Here is a 20,276-nt window from a genome sequence, read left to right on the forward strand (position 1 = left end):
TTATTTTGATCTCGGCGTTAGGAGTACAGAGAATATAAGCTCACAATTATCAGAACCAGAGCTACGCTTTTGTCCACGAATTTGTTTTCCATTTATGTCTTCGAAAGATAATAATGAATTCGATTTGCTGCTATTGGCATTTTTATCGATCAAAGTCAGATCATTTTTGCTTTCGGACGCTCGCGTTAAATATATCTTCGGATCAGCAGCTTTTCTAGCGATATGCAATTCAAGACCAGTGCTATCTGCCTCAAAAGTCCAATGCTCCGTACGCTGATCGCCAATTACATACCCACGGCAACTAGTGGACACACACACGAGCCGACTTTCCCAATCGCCGACAAGTTGATCCGTCCACGTGGATTTATTTTGAATAGAATCGACTTGCAGCGAATCGGTGTATTTTAGACTATCGCGCATTAACAGTAGCTGATTATACTCGTCCATGATACCGGCAACCTCTTTTTCACGTTGGCTAAGAGCATTCTCCCGTCTTTCAAGTTCGTTTGTACGTGTGTTATTCCGACAAGAGGACGTCAGTAATAGTAACGCTATAAAAAAATAGAAATGTGTTTTCAGCATCATAGAGTATCTGTTTGGTTTTTTATGCACTGCAATCTGATTGTTTAACTAGCAATATCTCAATTTGTTTTTCACTATCTACAATGGTTTGATTGCGTTAGCTAATAACCGTAAAAATAGGCTTATTTATTTCAAAAAACACTTTGAACTTTCCTTTCAAAACGTAACTTTAACATGAATGCAAATAGGTAAAGTAGCTATTATAGCAGTATAGTCTCGAAATCGATTGCACCTAACTTCATATGTAGCATAATGGAAAATATTGATATACAAATACATAAAGCACTAAACAGTGAAATCGCAGAACTATCTTCTTCCGAAATCATTATTCGCTCTTTGGAAGATGGCGTAGATTTGGTGGGGAATTTATATTATCAGGGAATTGATCGGGTTGTCATTTACGAAAAGAATATTACACCTGCTTTTTTTGACCTAAAAACGGGCTTAGCAGGTGAAATATTACAAAAATTCACTAATTATCGCCTACGTACAGTGATTGTAGGAGATTTTTCACGCTATTCTAGCAACAGTTTGCGCGACTTTATCTTGGAAAGCAACAAGGGGCATCAAATAAACTTCGTTAGCACATTAGAAGAAGCTATAAACTTATTATCTCCAAATGCATAGATTGGATATTCTCTAATTCGTACGGCTTTTTTTGCGAAACTAATCTTATTGATGAGTATAATGTGCCGCGCCGAAGATCTAGGCTAGCAATAGGATGCTACCGATCAGTTGATAAATGAGGTGAACGCATTCAGTCCACTCTATCCACAACGTGCTCTTCATGGTTTATATTAAAAAGTACAATCGAATGGATGAGATCGTTTCCTGCAGATCTGAACTCCATAAAAAAAGCGAAATTCGTTTTACCTACCGACTGCTCTACCATTCCTTTTACTGCGCCAAACTTTCCATGTGACAGTATTTTGTCAATTGTTAAGTGAATAGTATGATTACCCGAAGAGAGATAAGATTTTAAATCTTCTTTAAAGATTGTACGCGATTGCTCTACAAGTCGGAACGTAAAATCATCGTGTAGCATCGCAGATAGATTATCCCAATCTGCAGTATACCATTTTTTTAAAAGGTCACGCAGTATGCGCCTACGTGGAGAATTGTCGCAATCATCTGGAACGGTCAATTTCATCGCTAATGGTTTAGGATTTTTTTATTTCTTGTATATTAAAAACGGTGCCCGCTGGATCTTGAATCCAGTGCATATTATTTGGTAATTCTTCTAATTCATCACAAGTTGGTATTCCATTGGCAAGTAAATGAGTAGTTGCTTCTGCAATATCGGGTACAGTGAGTTGTAACCAAGTTTCTGAGTGTGTGTAAAAATCTACACAATCCAGCCAAATTATGTTTTGCCCAAATTTAACTTCATGTGTTCTCGACACAGTAGGATGCGATATTGGCTTTTCCGTAACTTCAAAATGTAGCACATTCTTATAGAAGGATACTGTCTGGTCATATTTAGATTTTGGAATTTTTATAGCAATATTAATTCCTGCTTCGAACATTGATCTCATCATGTAATTAAAATAAGGTGATTGTCATAGAATGTAAGATGGTCATATCAGTACACAAACTTAATCAATACGCATTCAAACAAACTTGTCTTATGACAAGAATAGCTTATCGCGTCCGGTTCGCGTATTATGGTTAAGGACACCATTGTATATTTATATCAGAATCCATTCTATATTCATAAATTATTCTGTATATTAATCCTGCTAAAACGTAAATCTACTTACAAACTTGCCACTATTAGAACCACCGTACTAAGAATTAAAGTCATGCAGAAAGTCTTCCAATGTATAGGATCTCTATTCGTTTTGTTCCTCTTGCTTCCCTGCTCTGCGCAGCAGCAATTTAATAATCCCGTGATTGCTGGAGATCTTCCCGATCCCAGTGTTATTCGCGTCGATGATCAGTACTACGCCACCGCTACATCTTCCGAATGGGCTCCTTTCTATCCGTATTTCAAATCGAAAGATCTGATTAATTGGACACAAATTGGCCATATATTCGAAGTGCAACCCGAGTGGACACTTTCTTCGTTTTGGGCACCAGAGCTTTACGAGATGGATGGCAAAGTATATTGTTATTACACTGCGCGGCGGCGATCTGATGGCGTGAGTTGCATCGGCGTTGCCGTCGCTGATTCACCCGAAAGTCCATTTGTAGATCACGGTATCATAATCGAACATGGTAAAGAAGCTATAGATGCTTTCGTGTTTGCCGATGCAGGACAATTATATATCACTTGGAAAGCGTATGGATTGGATGATCGCCCTATAGAAATCGTTGGTAGCAAATTATCGGCAGATGGTTTACGATTAGAAGGTGAGCCTTTTTCGATGTTGCGCGATGACGAAGGTATCGGCATGGAAGGACAATATCATTATAAAGTAGATCAGTATTATTACTTGATCTACGCCGCACGCGACTGCTGTGGGCCTAAAAGTAACTACGATGTGCGTGTGGCGCGAGCTAAAAGTTTTACTGGCCCATATGAAAAGTACAACGATAATCCGATCTTAATTGGTGGAGACGATTATGTCTCAGTCGGACATGGTACGGCAGTTAAAGGATTAGACGATCAATTGTATTATCTATGTCATGGCTACGTGGCTGGCGATAAGGTGTATCAAGGCCGACAGCCGATTTTACAACAAATCGAAATGAATGCGGAAGGTTGGCCTTACTTTACTAGTGGCACCAAAGCTGTGCAAAACCAAATGACCGGTTTGGCTTTGCTCAGCCAAAACAAAACACCTGATTTTGAAGATTTTTTTGAAGCTAATAAGCCCAAGGTAGATTGGACTTGGAATTATCCGTATTCGTCTAACAAAACGGAAATCCGAAATCAGCAACTTCACGTAAAAGGAATCACAAATCCAGATAATAATTACGGTACGGTGATGTGTATTCGTCCTACAACGGCTCATTATTCCTTTGAAACTCAAGTCGCAAATCACAATGACGCCTCAAAAGGATTAACATTGTATGGCGACAATAAGAACCTTGTGCTACTGAGCTGCGAAGGAAACAATGTGATAGTAAAAACGGTGCTAGATGGCAACGAAACCGTTTTGAAAAAAGCCGTCCTTGATACGCTTAATGGCATCTACCTTAAAGCAGAAGTTAATCGAGGGGTATATTGTGATTTCTTTATGAGCAAAGATGGTAAAGATTGGAACAAACTCAACCAGCAACCTATTGATGCCACATCACTGACTCGTTGGGATCGCGTCGCACGCCCAGGGCTTATCCATGCCGGAGAAGTCAGCGAGCCAGCTATCTTCAATTATTTTAAAATCAACCAATTACAGTAAATAGATTCACCCATGTTTATGCTACGATAATGCTTGAAGCAATCATTCTTTCGAAAGTAGATTTGCGGCATTTCGATTTTTCATGGTATACTTTTGCCTAAGAATAGGTATAAGGTCGATCTTTACTTTTAGCAGGATCATAATGCAATCCAGGACTTAGCCAATAAAGTAATACTACTCTCGAATACCTGTAATTGAACGGTGCTAGCAATAGCACACCGGGAAAAATAGTGAAGATATACAACCAAATATTTTCCAAATTGCCTGTCAATACATAGGTTGCTACTGCAATGCTAATCATCTGTGCTACATTGAAGGCATAACTAACAAACATAGAAACGTAAAAGTAACCAGGTTCGCGTTCAAACTTTAAGTCACAATGTGGACAGTGGATATTCATCTTTTGCGCCTTAAATCCATACATAGAATTGGCAAAAATATTACCGCGACGACATTTTGGGCATTTGGCTTGCAACGCCGCTTTAAATTCAGTAGGCACTAGATATGAACTAGCATTTCCGTTTTTGACTGCGTTAGCACGATGATCTAAATTTTCCATAGTTTTTATTTTCTAAACGTCTTTTTACGAAATTCATCCGGTGTCATAGACACATATTTTTTAAAAAATTTAGTAAAGTAGGAATTGTCACTAAAATTGAGTTGTAAGGAGATCTGATTGATCGACAAATCTAAATTAACTAGTAATCTTTTGGCTTCCAGTAGCACTCTATTTCGAATCACCTCACCTGCCGGCATACCCAGAAGATCATTGCACAATGCATTTAAATGATTGGGCGTAATGTACAGCAATTGCGCATAATCTTTTGGCAGCCGAATCATCTTAAAATTGGCTTCAATTAATCGCTGAAAGTTTTTCAACAGCAAATAGTTATACGAAGAAATATCCTTTTCCGTTCTATGGATCGCGGTATGAGATACCAAAATGAACAGCTCTAGCAAGAGCACTTTGATATAATCCTCACGATGCAGATTATTGTACCCACCGGCCGCGAGTACACGTTCGAATATATCTTTAATCTTCGCGCGATTATCAGTAGGAATCTGTATAACAGAGTCTTGCGTAATTCCCTGAAAAAAACTGAAACGCTGTATATAATCTGATTGCAATAAGAATGATTGAAAATAGCTGCTCGAGAAGTTGAGCACATAACCATCCACGTCGCCATCAAAACTCCAACTGTGCACCTGTCCTGGGATCATGAAATAGATCTGCCAAGGTTGCACCTCAAATTTTTCGAAATCGATAGCATGCGATCCCGCACCTTCGGTAAATAATACCACATGATAAAAGCTATGACGATGCGGATAGTGTAAGTGCTGATGCGTGCCCGAATACGGACCAAATCTACCAACATAAATATCATCGTATTGAAAACCACCAATACTCTGAATGTCATATGTAGGTATCTCGCTCTTCATACCCAAAGGTACGGTAGAAGTACCAATATATGTGGTACAGTTTACTTATATAATGGTACTATTTACTGATATGAATCATTAAATACCTACGCAGTGTGTATTCGCAAGAATAAATCTACTGATCCATAGTACTAATTACTGGAATGTCGCGTTCAAAATACGCGTTCGTTATTTTTTGCTTTGCTTGGCATCTACTTTGACTATGCTTGCTGGCTTAGGGTATACAAAACCATCTGTAATCTACCGTGCCTAGAGAAAAGTATTTCAATCTATGCCGCTACGTACACACTAGACGAAAAACGCAATCACATGAAAATTGGAATAATAGCACACCTGAAACATCCTATTCGCAAACCATTTATGGGCGGCTTGGAAGCATTTACCTACGATATTACCTGTCTATTGATGCGTCGTGGACATGATGTAACCTTATTCGCTAGCGAACATTCAGATCCCTCACTGCCGGTACACTCGATTATGAGTGATATGGATTATGATAGAGAAACATTTAGTCGATTCCGTGCACACGAGTTATCTGAAGATTTCATTTCGACACATCATGCCTATTTGGAATTGATGCAAGATATTGACAATCATGGTTTCGATATTATTTTTAACAACAGCTTGAACTATGTGCCTATTACGATGTCTACTATTATAGATACACCAATGGTAACCGTATTGCACACTCCTCCCATATTTGAAATGAAGCGCGCGATTGGCAAAATAAAACGCCAAAGTAAGATGACCTACGTATCAGTATCGCAATCCAACGCACAATCGTGGCAACCTTATTTGTCAAACTGCCAAGTGATCAACAATGGCATAGATCTCAAAAAATGGACGTTCACCCCTACCAACAGCAGAGAGTATGTCATTTGGTTTGGAAGGATTCATCCGGACAAAGGCACTCACTATGCTATCGAAGCTGCGCGTTTGGCAGGCAAACACATCAAAATCGCTGGCTCGATTGCTGATCGTCATTACTTTGATACGCTTGTTGCACCGCTTTTGGGTCATGATGCAGAGTGGATCGATTTGTGCACGCACGACCAACTAAATACATTGATCGGCCAAGCCGAAGTAAGCATCATCACACCGTGTTGGGATGAGCCTTTTGGTTTAGTGGTCGCCGAAAGCTTAGCGTGCGGTACGCCAGTTGCCGGATTTGCAAGAGGAGCTTTGCCACATATTGTAAATGAGCAAACTGGGGCTCTCACCTCATCTTGTAATACTCAACAATTAGCCGAATGCATTTTAAAGGCAAGCACCCTTTCTAGAATGGAATGCCGTGCTCGTGCAGAAAAAGCACTCGGCATGGAGAAAATGGTGTCGGCATATGAGAAATTGTTTCATGACATTGTGGATGCCAAATATTTGCCCCATGCCATTTAAATATTGCTATTATGTTCATCATCATGGTTCCGGACATGTGATGCGTGCTATAGAAATAGCCAAATCATTCCATGACCAACAAATCACATTTATGGGAAGTGATTTGCTCAAATATGCTCGACACCTACCCGACAATGTCAACTGTGTACATTTACCGTACGATACACCGTCAACTCAGGATACAGAATACATCTCGACCACGCCATCCTTCTTACATTATGCACCGTTGCGCGTTTCAGGGTTAATCAATAGGAATGCATTGATTGTTGATTTTTTCAGACGAAACCCCAACACGTTGCTCGTCGTAGATGTATCCGTTGAAATCTGCTTATTAGCACGGTTATGCGGTATTCCTACCGTCGTAATTCGACAAAGTGGGCAACGTACAGATGTGGCTCATCGTATCGCATACGAAGCAGCAGAATTAATCATAGCACCATTTCCCGAACTTTTGGATTCAGAATCTGATAATCCCGCGATGCATAAAACTTACTACGCAGGTGGATTTTCGCGTTACACCAATGTAACCACAAAAAATACTTTTGGGCAAGATGTCGCCATATTTATCGGACAAGGTGGTACCAACATAGATGATTTTTTGATTAGGCATATACGACAACAACTTGATCCATTTACGCACCTACACATTATCGGTGCTACATCAGACCTTTTGCCTCTTGAGAAGACCACATATTATGACAAAGTACATGATCCTTCCGATATTTTGGCTACCTGCGATGTGGTAATCTGCAATGCAGGTCATAATACAATTATGGAATTGGCAGACTTAAGAAAGCATATTATCTGTCTTCCAGCCGAACGCCCTTTTAATGAACAACTGCAAAAAGCTCAATATCTCGAACAGGTTGGTTGTGCTATTACCGTTCTAGAAAAGAATGTGTACCGAACGGACTGGAACGAATGTGTGGCAAAGGCCAGAACGCTGGATACGACACAATTGGCCGCACTAACGAATAAAGATGCGGTCAATAATATCAAACGCGCATTAGATCATACGTATAATCATCTATTGACTACGGCTTCATCACAAAATCCATATGAATAATAATACAGCGAATATTTCGATCTTGACCTTGGTACATCAGCGCGAGAGTGCACTTATGAACATGCTAAACGGCATTGCAAACGGTTCAATCTTGCCTTGTGAAGTTCTGATTATCTTTATGAATGAAAAAGTTATTGACAACTTAGCACAGCAATTTCCTTTTCCTATTCGTAGTATGGTCTTAGAGACAAAGGACGGACTCAATCTAGGTGCCGCACGCAATCTTGCAATGCAGCAATCAACTGGATCGTATCATGTTTTTTTAGATGTGGATTGTATTCCACAACACGATTTTTTAGAATCTTATCTCGCTCACTTTCAAGCTAATTCCAACGTATTGTACACTGGACGTGTCCGCTACCTGAGTGAAGGTTTTGATCAAGAAAATAACTGGACTACTCGTCTCGCAGAGATCAGTAAGCCCGATCCTGTACGCGAACATTTGGAGCAATATTCTTACGAACTATTTTGGTCACTGAACTTTGGCTGTACAAAAGAGATTTTTGATAAAATTGGTGGTTTTGACATTCAATATACTGGATATGGTGGCGAAGACACCGATTTTGCTTTTCAAGCAAGAGCCCACGGCGTACCTCTTCATACAATTCCAGCGCTTGCATTCCATCAATACCACGCTTCTTATCAACCGCCGCTAAATCACTTGGCAAATATTTGCCAAAATGCTACTCGCTTTTTTGGTAAATGGCACAAATGGCCGATGGAAGGTTGGTTGCATGCTTTTGAAAAGTTGGGTTATATAAGACGATCAGATGGAGGTTTGGAGATTCTTTCTTTACCGTCTGATGAAGAAATCATTGCTGCACTAAAGCGTACGTAATTTCATTAACATTCCACGCGCTCGTATCAAAGGCTATCTAATGATGAGCTGATCCTAAGCCAATTTATAAGCATATTTTACTAACGCACTATCGAAATAAAGAGAACAGGAGGCTCTACAATCACTTAAAGATAAGAGCCTCCTGTTGACGAATCCGTTCGCCAACATTTTTTTATAATATGTAAAAGGATTCAGGCTGTATCGGATCTGGCTTATCTTCTTTGCCCAATAAATCCAGCGTATTTATATGAATATTACGCGCAATAGTTGTCATTGGCGTATCATGTGCCCGATTACTAAATGGATCTTGCATGTGAGTGGCCGTTCGTTCTAGCAAAAAGAAGCAACTTGAGCTCACAACAAGCAAAGGTAACTCAAACAAACTGGCTATTTCGCCTAGAGAAATAGACAAAGTAACGACAAATACATAAATCATAAAATGAAGGAAAAGACGGTAAGTTACTGGGAATACCGTATTCTTGATGCGCTCCGCCATACCCATTTGATCAGAAAAATTCACAAAAGATGTATTAATCTGTATGTGACTAAACTCATTGAGATCGCCCGATCGTCTTAAATCTGCAACTTGCAAAGCTCCTTGTTGCAATAATGCAAGCGGTACATTGCTATGTCCTTCCAATGCTTTCATATCGCTATCACTAATTAGTCCTTCGAGGTTTTTAGTAGGATCCTGCCCACGTAAATTTTGTCCTAAACTATAACACCAAGCTACATGTCTCAATGCAATTTGCTCAATCACCGCTTTATTTGCTGGCGACAGAAATGATTGCAACTGTAGCACCACGCTACGGCTATCATTCACTACTGCTCCCCATATCTTTCGCGCTTCCCACCACCGATCGTAAGATTGATTGAGATTGAATGATAGCAGAACTGAAATCGCTGTACCAATGAATGCAGGTATGGAAATATGCATTGGTGGTATATAATCGATAAATGTAATTGTTAGATATTTTACAACAGACCCAATAATGATCACATACAGGAGTTCTAGACGGATTTTATTGAAAATATACCGTATTGGAATCTTTCTGCTAATTAACATAAATACTAATAAATGAGTTTAAAATGTGTGTTGGTAGATAAATTGTGATTGGTCGACTAAGCGATTTGCACAAACTTGTTTGGTTTTCTTCCCTGATAAGGTAGATCTTCTAATACAAATGTATAACCAGCCTGTGGTTGCTGACTTAGCTCATCTTCAGACAACCCTTTGGCCGCGGTGGTAATGTAGAGGTCATTCATGTTTTTGCCTCCAAATACACAACTCGTAATTTGCTTGACTGGCAACTCAATTTTTGCCAGCACTTCTCCCGTTTCAGGATCACGCCTGGTCACGCAGCCACCACCAAAATGAGCAACCCATAGCATTCCTTCAACATCTAAAGTCATGCCATCGGGCACGCCTTCTTCTTTTGTAAATGTAGCTACTTTTTGTCTATTCGCAATACCGACCTGCACCGTATCATAGGTATAGCGGTTGATGATCGCATCATCACTTTCGACATGATAGAAAATGCCTTCACTTTCATCCCAATCCAATCCATTAGAAATAGTCGTTTCGTCCAAGATTTTTTTGAATGTCAAATCTGGATATACCACATATAAAGCACCTTTGTTTTTTTGTTCTTGCATGTTCATGGTTGCAACCCAGAGTCGGCCACTGGCATCGGCTTTACCGTCATTAAATCGGTTCTCAGGCGCATGTGGCTCAGGTTGTATCAAAAACTTTGCTTCGCCGTGTGGTAAATTGATATGATGAATGCCTGTGGAAAGTGCTGCTAAAAAAGTACCGTCCTGTTGTGGTACAATCGCACCAACCGCATGACTCACTTCTGTGGTCTTGACGGATTTATCGGCGGGATAATAAGAATAGATAAGGGAATTGAGTATATCTACATAGTGAAGACATTGTTGCCTATCGTCCCATACTGGAGATTCACCAAGCTGGCATGGAACTGCTACGGCTACTTTTAACGTTTTTTCTATCATATTTATAGGGAAATTTTATGATTTTATGAAGGTTTTTTTAGGCTTTCTGTTTGCCTATTAATCTGTTTATTAAGTTCTAATGCGGCGCTGATGAGGCCCAAATGGGTGAATGCCTGTGGAAAGTTGCCAAGATGTTCTCCTTTTTTGCTAATCTGCTCAGCAAATAAGCCCAGATGATTGCCGTAGCTGAGCATTTTCTCGAAATTTTCTACAGCTTCGTCTACTCTGCCCATCTTGGCTAAGCATTCGATGTACCAAAAAGAACACATGGTAAAGGTGCCTTCTTCGCCTTCCAACCCATCGATTCCGTCATCGTTCAAGTAACGGTATACCAGCACATCGATACGCAGCTTTTCGTCAAGCTGCTTCATCGTTTCTTTCCACCGCGGTTCGTCTGCTGTAATAAAATGCACCAATGGCATCAGCAGTACACTGGCGTCCATTCTATCTGACGTTTTCTTGCCATCTTTATATTGTATCCACGCTTTTATATCATCATTCCAGAAATTTTTGTAGATATCGGTATATATATCATTGCGCAACTGATGCCATCGCTCAGCGTCATAAGGAAAAGAGCGGTCTTGGCCAATCTTGATCGCGCGATCTATAGCTACCCAACACATCAAACGGCTATGCAAAAATTCGTGTTTTTCGTTCCTAATTTCCCAAATTCCGTGATCGGGTTCTTTCCATCTTTTTTCAACCTGTGCAATTTCCTTCACAATGATTTCCCATAGCTCGAAGGTAATAGGCTTGTACATCTTATTGTATATGTAGATAGTATCTAGCAACTCTCCATAAATATCTAATTGTAACTGATTGTTGGCCTCATTACCAATACGCACAGGCTTACTTTGCTTATACCCTTCGAGGTGTGTCAATTCCTGCTCTTCCATTTCCGAAGCTCCATCCACTCGATATAAAAGATGTAGGTCACGATCTTTATCCTGCGTGATGATCCAATCCAAGAATGCTTTGGCTTCATCTTTAAAACCTAATTTTAGAAAGGCATACATAGAAAATGCAGCATCGCGTATCCACGTAAAGCGATAATCCCAATTTCGGTCACCACCGATCTCTTCTGGAAGACCAAAAGTAATCGCCGCTACGGTAGATCCATACTGCATGGATGTCATCAATTTGAGTGTTATAGCCGATCGGTGTATAATTTCTTGCCATCTGCCTTGATAATTAGACTGCTTTAGCCAATCACGCCAGTATTTGATTGTAGCAAAATAATTTTCAATTCCATATCCCTCCAAACTCTTGAAATTCGTTTGATCACCGTCTTTAGCAGCCTCTAATACAAAAATGTTCTTATGTCCTTCCTGCAACGTAAACGAAGAATAAGCGTCATTTTCGCGAAGCATAATATCACACGTAGATGACAGGCGCACGGTAGATTGGCCATTATTTTTGGTGCTAAAATGTATACCATCGTCTTTACGCTCGGCCGTATGTTTTACTTTTGCATAGCCAAATCGGGGTTTGCACTGCATTTTGAACGTAATATTGCCTCGGATAGCCTTTACTTTTCGCACGATCGCGTTAAATGTAAAACAAGAATCTTCCACGACGGGCATGTAATCGGTAATTTCTGCAATACCATCTTCCGAAAAAAATCGTGTAATCAATACCGCTGTACCAGGGATATAGATTTGTTTAACATTGACATCCTTCATTTCGGGAGTAATGCTAAAATAGCCACCCTTGTCTTTGTCTAAGAGTGCACCAAATATAGTCGGTGAGTCGAATTTAGGAAAACACATGAAATCTATGGTACCATCCAGCGCTACGAGGGCAGCAGTATGCATATTACCAATTACGCCATGATCTTCGATAGCGGGATAACCAGATTTTTTTCGCATAAATAATTTGCAACAAGGGATTTTTTTTAGCTTGTTAGTTTAAAAACAAAAAGGGTGAATTCTTGTTTTTTTTCTAAATAATTATTTACAGATGGGAAAACTCGACAATAAAGTAGCCATTATTACAGGATCCGATTCTGGCATTGGTCGCGCCATTGCAGAAGCATTGGGAGAAGAAGGCGCTACGGTTATTATTACGTATCGCTCAGATCATGAAAGTGCTAAAGACACTTCCAAATACCTCGACTCTAAAAATGTGAAACATACAGTCCATGCTTTAGACGTTAGTAAGGAAGAAAGTGTAAATGATGTTTTCGAGAAAGTCGTACAAGAATATGGCCAGATTGATATTTTAGTAAATAATGCTGGTGTGAATGGTAGTAACATCAACGTGGTAGATATGGAAAACGATGTTTTTGACACCTGCATTAAAACTAATTTGTATGGGCCATTCTATTGTACTCGTAAGTATTTGCGTCTACGAGCCCCTTCACAAAAAGGCGGTAAAATTATTAATGTAAGCTCCATACATGAAGATGTGGTGACCGCGGGGAATAGCGATTACAATGCCTCAAAAGGTGGTTTGAAGAACTTTAGTCGTAGTCTTGCGCTGGAATTAGCCGAACAACAGATTCAAGTGAATAATATCGCGCCAGGTATGATTCTTACGAAGATGAATCAAGAATCGATGGACGATGAAAAGGTGAAAGAAGAAAAAGAACAACATATTCCGATGAAGCGCGCAGGAGAAACCAAAGATATCAAAGCTGCGGCTGTTTTCCTCGCATCGGCCGATAGTGATTATGTAACAGGTGCTACGCTAACTATTGATGGTGGCCTGAGCATCAATCTGGGTCAAGGCGCTTAATTAAAGACGTCAATTACGGAATAATGACAAGAAGAGAGCGCCTATCTATTGTCGCTCTCTTCTTGTTTTCCCTCTTCTATCAGTTCTTCCACATCGTGCGCTTCTTCTGCTTCTAGGTGCTTCACTTCCTCTTGTTGCTCATCGCTATGCAAATTGATATGAAAAGTGCAACCCACCGGAAAATGATCAGAACCAATAGATGGATAAATTAATAATTCATCAATAAATACTGCTTTGCAATGAAATAACAAATCTAAAGGCACGCGGAAAAACCAGTATTTAGCGTGAAAGGTTGCCAAAATACCGCGCCCTATGCGAGCGTCAATTAATTCACTGGTTTTTTTAAACAATATAGATGCTCTCGCCCAAGCAACATTATTAAAATCGCCAGCTACTACGACCGGCAAGTCGTAGTCACGAACTTTTTTGGCCACGCACAGTAAGTCGCCATCTCTTTCTTTCGAATTATCTTCTTCGGTAGGACTTGGCGGTGGCGGATGCACTCCAAAAAACACAAAACGATGTCCGTCCGATGTTTCGAGTTCCGCCTCTATACTCGGTAAATCGTCAGCTACGAAGTAGTGCGTCTCTACACGATGCATTTTGAGTCGCGTATACAAATGCATACCGTACGTATTATCTAAAGTTACTTTTTGGTAGTTTGGGTAAGCCTGCTCGAGCGGCCGCATGGCTTCTTCCCAAGCACTGTCGCTTTCCATCGTCAAGAACAAATCCGGATCCTCCTTCTCAATAAGATCTATAAAACGCTGAAAATCGGTATTATATTGATAAATATTACAAGCAATGATGCGTACCTTTTCCGATTTATGGCCTTCGGCATCTTTACTACGTTGACTTCTCCAAAACTTGGTATACCGAATAAAAACATATAAATGGAAGATAATCAGTGCCGCCTGAGCAGTCTGCAATGCCCACATCCACCCACTGATATGCACATAGAAAAAGGTAACCGGGAATACGATAAGTTGCAGGAAAAGGAGCTGCAACCGCATAAACTCTGGCACGCGAAATACCCAATGTTGATTCTGAATAAAGGGCAGAGTACTCAAGACGATCAGTAAGATCGACAAAACAAGTAAAGTGGTAAACATCGTAGTATTAAATTAGCAACTCACAGCAAATAAGCCATCTTCATAAATAGCATAACAAAAAGCCCCATCGGGTATACAGCTCGTATCTAATCCACTAAAAAGACTAAAAGCTGGTAATATTAATTGTGTATCGGATAATACAAAACAAGGAAATCGCATCGTACTTTTGCGGCCTACCGCAACATGCACACCTGGATGTAAATGACCGCTGACGGTGTGCGCCGTATCCGCAAATGGCCGATCACCATGCGTAAAATGAATATCTCGTAACACCAAGCTATCCGCCACCAGTCCAATTCCCAATTCCGCAAAAGTACGATCCGGCAGGCGATCGTGGTTTCCTTTGATCAATAAGAATTCACAGTTAATCGTTTTCAGAATAATATCACGCAATAAAGCGACTTCGGAATTCATTCCGGCATGCAGCAGATCACCAGTAATCACTACTTTTTCGGGTTGGTAATGATTGATCAGATATTGCAAGCGCTCCATATCACGCGTAGCCACCTGCTGAGGCAGTGCTATACCCGATTTGCGAAAATGGGCCGCCTTTCCTACGTGCAGATCAGACAGGATTATTGCCTTCTCGGCAGGCCAATACACGACTCGCTGATTCGTTAACTTCAATAGTTGCCCCGCAAAAGTAATCTCCTGTTCCTGTATGTTTTTCATCGCCTTCTTCCGGGTTTGCTTCCACTTTCCTGCATTCGGCGCACGCGTGTGGCCAAATCCTCACTAGAAAGTGATTGCCGCATGCTGTCTACCTTAATAGGAAAGCTCAACGGCGTGAAACCAGTCGCAAATTTAAAGATAATCTTGCTGGAATTTATACGTTTGAACGCGCTTTGCAATCGCGGTTCTTCCAGCTGTTGATTAAATACTTCTGCATATGCTTGTCGAAGGAGTAGATTTTGAGGATCGTGATCCTCTAAAACCTGAAAAATAATACCTGACGAGGATTGTAGGGATTTGTTGTTTTTCTGTGCTCCAGGAAATGTTTGTATCACCATGCCGGCTATCACTGCGATATCACGAAACTTACGCTTGGCCATCTCCGTCGCGTTAATACTCGACAGTACATCTTCCATCAAATTATCAGCGCTTAGTATCGCTCGCAATTGTGCCTCGCTGAGTGTGATCTCCGTGTCGGAGAATAATTCAAAACCGTAATCATTCATTGCCATCGAAAAGCTAATGGGAAAATAGCGACTAATGCGGTACGCCATTAAAGCGGCCATCACCTCGTGGATAAGACGACCTTCGAAAGGATACATGAACAGATGATATCCTTCTTTGGTCACGATTAATTCAACCAAAAATTCGTCTTCGGCAGGAATGTGTGAGAACGTCTGTTGTCTAGCGAAAAGCGGATGCAGAAAGCGTAGCTCTTGCTCTTTGGCCGATGGTTGTACAGATCGCGCTAATTTTTGCCGCAAAAAATGACTAAGATTAGAACTTAGTGGTAGCCGCCCTCCTAACCAACTTGGTGTAATTGCTTTGCCGGAAGACAAACGCACATAAGTAGTCATCTCTTTAATCCGCACTAATTCCAATACGCGACCGGCAAGGATAAATTTATCACCTGCCTTTAATTTAGAGATAAAATATTCTTCAATCATGCCTACATAGCCGCCAGAAGTGAATCGCACGCGCATCATCGCTTCGCTCACAATCACCCCGAGATTCATACGGTGCAACATCGCAATGCGACGTTTGGGCACCACCATCAAGCCTTCCTCATTCTCCACGACTTTATGAAATTCTTGGTAGTTCGCGCCGATCTGTCCTCCACGCGTAATGAAAAATAGACACCAAGACCATTCTTCTTCCGTGAGGTACGAGAATGCATGCGTATCTTTCATCGTGGACATCATCTCTGCTGGGCGAAATCCGCCGCCTAGAGCAATCGTCACTAAAAATTGAACCAACACATCAAAAGTTTGCACCATCGGATCGCGGGATTCAATCGTATTATTTTTAACTGCTTCCTTTAAAGCGGCCACTTCAATCAATTCTAACGAATGCGTGGGAACCACATAGATTTTAGAGACCTCAAAAGGTGAATGTCCGCTTCGGCCTGCGCGCTGCATAAAGCGAGCTACGCCTTTACTCGAACCGATCTGTATCACGGTATCGACCGGCTTGAAATCGACTCCTAAATCCAAGGATGACGTAGACACCACTGCTTTCAGTTTTCCTGCGCTCAGCGCATCTTCGATCCACTCTCGAATAGCGCCATCGATGGAGCCGTGATGCAAAGCGATCTGCCCTGCAAAGTCAGGATGTGCTTCAAGTAGCAGCTGATACCACATTTCACTTTGTCCCCTGGTGTTGGTGAATATTATGCTTGAACGACTTGCCAAAATGATGGGAACAACGTGTTCGGCCAATTTGCCGCCCATATGACCTGCCCAAGGTAATACTTCTACTTCATGAGGATATACTGGCTGTATATCTATCTGTTTCTTTTCGGTTGCTACAATCTTCAAGCCTTTCAAAGGCGCCGGAATCAATACTTCCAAGGCTTGATCGAGATTGCCAATGGTTGCTGTAATTCCCCAAATGCGCAACTTGCCGTACTGGTGACGCAAAAATGCGAGCGCCAATTCGACCATCACGCCACGCTTGGTACCGAGCAATTCGTGCCATTCATCCACCGCGACACAGCGCAAAGATTTGAAAAACTGATTTCGAGATTTCTGTGCCAACAAAAGGTGTAAACTTTCTGGCGTCACCAAAAGCACGTCTGGCATTTGTTTACTTTGCTGCTGCTTCCGCTTTACGTCGGTATCCCCATTTCGCACATCGACTATCCAATCCAAGCCAATGTCGCTGATAGCTTCCTGCATAGCGCGCGCTAGATCCTTAGCCAAACTACGAATTGGCGTAATCCAAATCAGCTTTAAGCCCTTTTGGTAATGATCTGGATGATTCATAAAATCTTGTAATACGGCCAGAAAGACGGAAAAGGTCTTGCCAAATCCTGTGGGAGCGACCACCATACCACTTTTGCCAGATGCATAGGCTGCCCATGTTTTCTCCTGAAAACTAAACGGCCGATTTCCTTTGTCTGCCATCCACTGTGCGATGATGGTGTAGCCATCTGTCTGGCTATTCTTCTTGACGGACATCCTCATGAAATCAGGTGCTGGAAGGGATTAATTTTTTAATTTCGTCAATATGGTCAATATCAGCTATTGTTTTGTCTTTACGCCAGCGAAGAATACGTGGGAAACGCAAAGCCACGCCAGATTTATGTCGATTGCTAAATGCTATTCCTTCAAATGCGATCTCAAATACTAACTCAGGTTTAACGGTACGTACAGGCCCGAATTTTTCGGTGGCGTTGCGATTAACAAAGCGACTAACTTCTTGAATTTCCTTATCCGTCAAACCAGAATATGCTTTGGCAATAGTCACCAATTCGTCGCCTCGCCGCACCGCAAAAGTGTAGTCGGTATAGTAGGCACTGCGTCGGCCACTTCCCTTCTGCGCATAAATCAGTACCGCATCGATAGTGAGTGGATCTACTTTCCATTTCCACCAATCGCCCTTTTTACGACCGCTGTGATAAGGCGAAGCCAAATGTTTGAGCATTAATCCTTCGCTATTACGCGAGCGCGCATCTTCGCGTATGGCAGGCAGTGTGCTCCATTCATCACCCTGTATTACTTCCGATAGGCGTAGCGACGGCGTAGCATGCCGTGAGACCAACAGCTCCAATTGAGCACGCCGTTCAGATAATGGACGAGCGCGCCAGTCCTCGTTATCATACTCCAATAAATCGTATAAAAAAACAGACACAGGGAGATCGGTCAGCATTTTTTTTGATATCTGTTTGCGATTCAATCGCTTTTGAAGCTCGCTAAATGGCAGTACAAGATCATCTTTTATAGCGAGCAGCTCACCATCAATCACAAAATCCTCTTCCCAGCCGGATAGTGCTGCTGCAATTTCAGGAAATTGTTCGGTCAAGAGCTCCTCACCTCGCGACCAAATAAAAACCTCACCGTCTCGCTTGATAAATTGCCCACGGATACCATCCCACTTATATTCGGCTTGCCATTCGGCACGAGATCCAAGATCGGGCAATGATTTTTCTAAAGCATAGGCCAAGCAAAATGGATACGGTTTCGATAGTTCTGTATCGCTGTAGTGCCCTTGCACCAATCGATCAAAAACCACTTCTTCCATATTCCACTGCCCCATTATGCTATGTGCCACTGCACTTTCGTCCATTCCGTAAAAACGAGCAAGGGCATTAATAAGCGTTTTGGAAGATACTCCAATCCGAAAACTACCGCCTAGCAGCTTATTAAAAATAAAGCGCTCTTGGGGCAAAAGGGTATCCCATGCCTGCAAAACAAAAGCTTTCTTATCGTTTTCGGATTGACTCTTTAGTAGAAGGATATCCGTCATCCATTCTGACAGGCTGCGCTCCACGACGCAGGATGGTGGCGGCAATACTAAAGCAATCGTTTCACCGAGATCGCCCACTGCCGAATAAGATTCTAAGAAAAGCCATTCAGGAATTTGTGTCACCTCCATCGCCCAGGATTTTAATAACGTAGTGTTTAATGGGCGTTTGGGGCGCTTCCCTGTAAATAGTGCCAGAAACCACAACTTATCTTTCTCCTCGCCATCGCGCAAAAACTGCTGGATCGCATCTAATTTGGCCGTCGTTTTGTTGGTACTATCTAGAGCAAAAATCAACGCTGCAAATGCTTTCATGATTGTACCTCCTTATGTTCCGGACTATCTTCCTCTTCTTCTTGTCCATATTCGGTAGGCACTACATCTGCCGCGATGCCAATCTCATTCAGATATTTTGCAAACACCGCAGTTTGTCCGTGTGTCACGTGCACCTGTTCGGCACCTGTGGCTTTTACCGCTTCTATCAGTCCTTCCCAATCGGCATGATCGCTAATGGGAAAGCCTGCATCTGCACTACGCCATCTTCTGGCACCACGCACTTGCATCCAGCCTGAACAGATGGCATGTGCCATATGTGGTATTTTCTTGATAACCTTAGACTCCAATAAGGATGGCGGCACAATCACAATACCTTGATCCAAATGCTTGACATCTTCTCGAAGGTCTACAATTTCGTACTTGGGCAACCGCACGCCAATTTGTTCGAAAGCGCGGTTCAATTTACCGATGGAGTAATGAACATACAAGGGACCTGCCTCTTCCAGCGCTTGCATAATTCGCTGCGCTTTGCCCAAAGAATAACCGACAAAAACAGACGTCTTTTGCTGTGCCTGATTGTGCTGTACCCACTGCTGCAATTGATGATTCTGTGTGGCAATTGGCTGCCATCGGTAAATTGGCAAGCCAAATGTGCTTTCGGTTACGAATTCATGGCACTTGACAGGTTCGAACGGTGTAGAAAGACCATCTTCTTGGATTTTATAATCGCCCGATACTACGGAAACTTTTCCTTTATATTCTATTCGAATCTGTGCTGATCCGATGATATGTCCTGCGGGATGAAGCGAGATTTTGACGCCGTTGCGAGAAATTACTTCATGATACTCTACGCCTTGTACGGCAATATCGGCACCAATTCTGCTTTGTAAAATAGGCACGGTATAATGATGACACAGATAATTTTTCATGCCCCACTTGGCATGATCTGCATGACCATGCGTAATGATGGCATAATCTACCGGCCTCCACGGATCGATATAAAATTTGCCTGGCTCACAATAGATTCCTTTATCAGTAAATGTCAACATAGTACAACA

At 41.7% G+C, this 20,276-nt stretch carries 19 protein-coding genes; 6 read left to right on the plus strand and 13 right to left on the minus strand.

The features are described from left to right. Nucleotides 1-585 (minus strand): hypothetical protein, encoded by a 585-nt coding sequence (locus A0125_RS03080; RefSeq protein WP_156472390.1) that lies wholly within the window; start codon nucleotides 583-585, stop codon nucleotides 1-3. A 249-nt stretch (nucleotides 586-834) separates the two neighbouring features. Between A0125_RS03080 and A0125_RS03085 the strand changes: the two genes are divergently transcribed. After that, nucleotides 835-1,209 (plus strand): DUF4180 domain-containing protein, encoded by a 375-nt coding sequence (locus A0125_RS03085; protein ID WP_197464746.1) that lies wholly within the window; start codon nucleotides 835-837, stop codon nucleotides 1,207-1,209. Between the two features lie 130 nt (nucleotides 1,210-1,339). Here A0125_RS03085 and A0125_RS03090 read toward each other — a convergent pair whose 3' ends face one another. Continuing rightward, complete coding sequence (locus A0125_RS03090) at nucleotides 1,340-1,732, minus strand: nuclear transport factor 2-like protein (RefSeq protein WP_066751926.1); 393 nt, start codon at nucleotides 1,730-1,732, stop codon at nucleotides 1,340-1,342. Nucleotides 1,733-1,742: 10 nt separating this feature from the next. After that, nucleotides 1,743-2,120, minus strand: coding sequence for a VOC family protein (locus A0125_RS03095; RefSeq protein WP_197464747.1), 378 nt, complete (start codon nucleotides 2,118-2,120; stop codon nucleotides 1,743-1,745). 264 nt (nucleotides 2,121-2,384) lie between these two features. Between A0125_RS03095 and A0125_RS03100 the strand changes: the two genes are divergently transcribed. Beyond that, nucleotides 2,385-3,926 carry a family 43 glycosylhydrolase gene (locus A0125_RS03100; RefSeq protein WP_066752720.1) on the plus strand — a complete coding sequence of 514 codons (1,542 nt, stop codon included), beginning with the start codon at nucleotides 2,385-2,387 and terminating at the stop codon, nucleotides 3,924-3,926. A 97-nt stretch (nucleotides 3,927-4,023) separates the two neighbouring features. Here the strand turns inward: A0125_RS03100 and A0125_RS03105 are convergent, their stop codons facing one another. Both A0125_RS03105 and A0125_RS03110 read right to left on the minus strand, forming a co-directional pair. Beyond that, complete coding sequence (locus A0125_RS03105) at nucleotides 4,024-4,485, minus strand: DUF983 domain-containing protein (protein ID WP_066751936.1); 462 nt, start codon at nucleotides 4,483-4,485, stop codon at nucleotides 4,024-4,026. A 5-nt stretch (nucleotides 4,486-4,490) separates the two neighbouring features. Continuing rightward, nucleotides 4,491-5,366: a helix-turn-helix domain-containing protein gene (locus A0125_RS03110; protein WP_066751939.1), complete on the minus strand. Its 876-nt coding sequence runs from the start codon at nucleotides 5,364-5,366 to the stop codon at nucleotides 4,491-4,493. A 309-nt stretch (nucleotides 5,367-5,675) separates the two neighbouring features. On the opposite strand from A0125_RS03110, the gene A0125_RS03115 reads away from it, so the two are divergent. From A0125_RS03115 to A0125_RS03125, 3 genes are read left to right on the plus strand one after another with little or no spacing between them, the layout of a single operon-like run. Beyond that, complete coding sequence (locus A0125_RS03115; protein WP_066752723.1) at nucleotides 5,676-6,761, plus strand: glycosyltransferase family 4 protein; 1,086 nt, start codon at nucleotides 5,676-5,678, stop codon at nucleotides 6,759-6,761. After that, nucleotides 6,751-7,827 carry a glycosyltransferase gene (locus A0125_RS03120; RefSeq protein WP_066751942.1) on the plus strand — a complete coding sequence of 359 codons (1,077 nt, stop codon included), beginning with the start codon at nucleotides 6,751-6,753 and terminating at the stop codon, nucleotides 7,825-7,827. Before A0125_RS03115 ends, A0125_RS03120 begins: the two co-directional genes overlap by 11 nt. Next, the gene (locus A0125_RS03125; protein WP_066751945.1) at nucleotides 7,820-8,665 is read left to right on the plus strand and encodes a glycosyltransferase family 2 protein; all 846 of its coding nucleotides are present in this window, start codon (nucleotides 7,820-7,822) and stop codon (nucleotides 8,663-8,665) included. The genes A0125_RS03120 and A0125_RS03125 overlap by 8 nt, the downstream gene beginning before the upstream one ends. A gap of 172 nt (nucleotides 8,666-8,837) precedes the next feature. Here A0125_RS03125 and A0125_RS03130 read toward each other — a convergent pair whose 3' ends face one another. The 3 genes from A0125_RS03130 to A0125_RS03140 are packed head-to-tail and all read right to left on the minus strand — an operon-like array spanning nucleotide 8,838 to nucleotide 12,546. Beyond that, entirely contained in the window at nucleotides 8,838-9,731 is an 894-nt protein-coding gene (locus tag A0125_RS03130; RefSeq protein ID WP_066751948.1) for a bestrophin family protein, read from the minus strand. Nucleotides 9,732-9,787: 56 nt separating this feature from the next. Beyond that, complete coding sequence (locus A0125_RS03135) at nucleotides 9,788-10,678, minus strand: SMP-30/gluconolactonase/LRE family protein (protein WP_066751951.1); 891 nt, start codon at nucleotides 10,676-10,678, stop codon at nucleotides 9,788-9,790. A gap of 23 nt (nucleotides 10,679-10,701) precedes the next feature. Then, the gene (locus A0125_RS03140; protein ID WP_066751954.1) at nucleotides 10,702-12,546 is read right to left on the minus strand and encodes a glycoside hydrolase family 15 protein; all 1,845 of its coding nucleotides are present in this window, start codon (nucleotides 12,544-12,546) and stop codon (nucleotides 10,702-10,704) included. Between the two features lie 91 nt (nucleotides 12,547-12,637). Between A0125_RS03140 and A0125_RS03145 the strand changes: the two genes are divergently transcribed. Beyond that, entirely contained in the window at nucleotides 12,638-13,414 is a 777-nt protein-coding gene (locus A0125_RS03145) for an SDR family NAD(P)-dependent oxidoreductase (RefSeq protein ID WP_066751957.1), read from the plus strand. A 41-nt stretch (nucleotides 13,415-13,455) separates the two neighbouring features. On the opposite strand, the gene A0125_RS03150 is transcribed toward A0125_RS03145, so the two are convergent. Genes A0125_RS03150 through A0125_RS03170 form a run of 5 tightly spaced genes read right to left on the minus strand, consistent with a single transcriptional unit; the run spans nucleotide 13,456 to nucleotide 20,267 of the window. Next, nucleotides 13,456-14,526, minus strand: coding sequence for an endonuclease/exonuclease/phosphatase family protein (locus A0125_RS03150; protein WP_066751960.1), 1,071 nt, complete (start codon nucleotides 14,524-14,526; stop codon nucleotides 13,456-13,458). Between the two features lie 12 nt (nucleotides 14,527-14,538). Next, complete coding sequence (gene pdeM, locus A0125_RS03155; protein WP_066751963.1) at nucleotides 14,539-15,198, minus strand: ligase-associated DNA damage response endonuclease PdeM; 660 nt, start codon at nucleotides 15,196-15,198, stop codon at nucleotides 14,539-14,541. After that, nucleotides 15,195-17,663 (minus strand): ligase-associated DNA damage response DEXH box helicase, encoded by a 2,469-nt coding sequence (locus A0125_RS03160; RefSeq protein WP_231863097.1) that lies wholly within the window; start codon nucleotides 17,661-17,663, stop codon nucleotides 15,195-15,197. The genes pdeM and A0125_RS03160 overlap by 4 nt, the downstream gene beginning before the upstream one ends. 4 nt (nucleotides 17,664-17,667) lie before the next feature. Further along, on the minus strand, nucleotides 17,668-19,257 hold the full coding sequence (locus A0125_RS03165; RefSeq protein WP_066751966.1) for an ATP-dependent DNA ligase: 1,590 nt from the start codon (nucleotides 19,255-19,257) through the stop codon (nucleotides 17,668-17,670). Next, a complete protein-coding gene (locus tag A0125_RS03170) occupies nucleotides 19,254-20,267 on the minus strand; it encodes a ligase-associated DNA damage response exonuclease (RefSeq protein WP_066751968.1) in 1,014 nt (337 codons plus the stop codon). The genes A0125_RS03165 and A0125_RS03170 overlap by 4 nt, the downstream gene beginning before the upstream one ends. Nucleotides 20,268-20,276 lie beyond the last annotated feature (9 nt).

Origin of the sequence: Sphingobacterium populi, assembly GCF_001586775.1 — a bacterium.
In the GTDB taxonomy this organism is placed as follows: Bacteria; Bacteroidota; Bacteroidia; order Sphingobacteriales; family Sphingobacteriaceae; genus Sphingobacterium; species Sphingobacterium populi.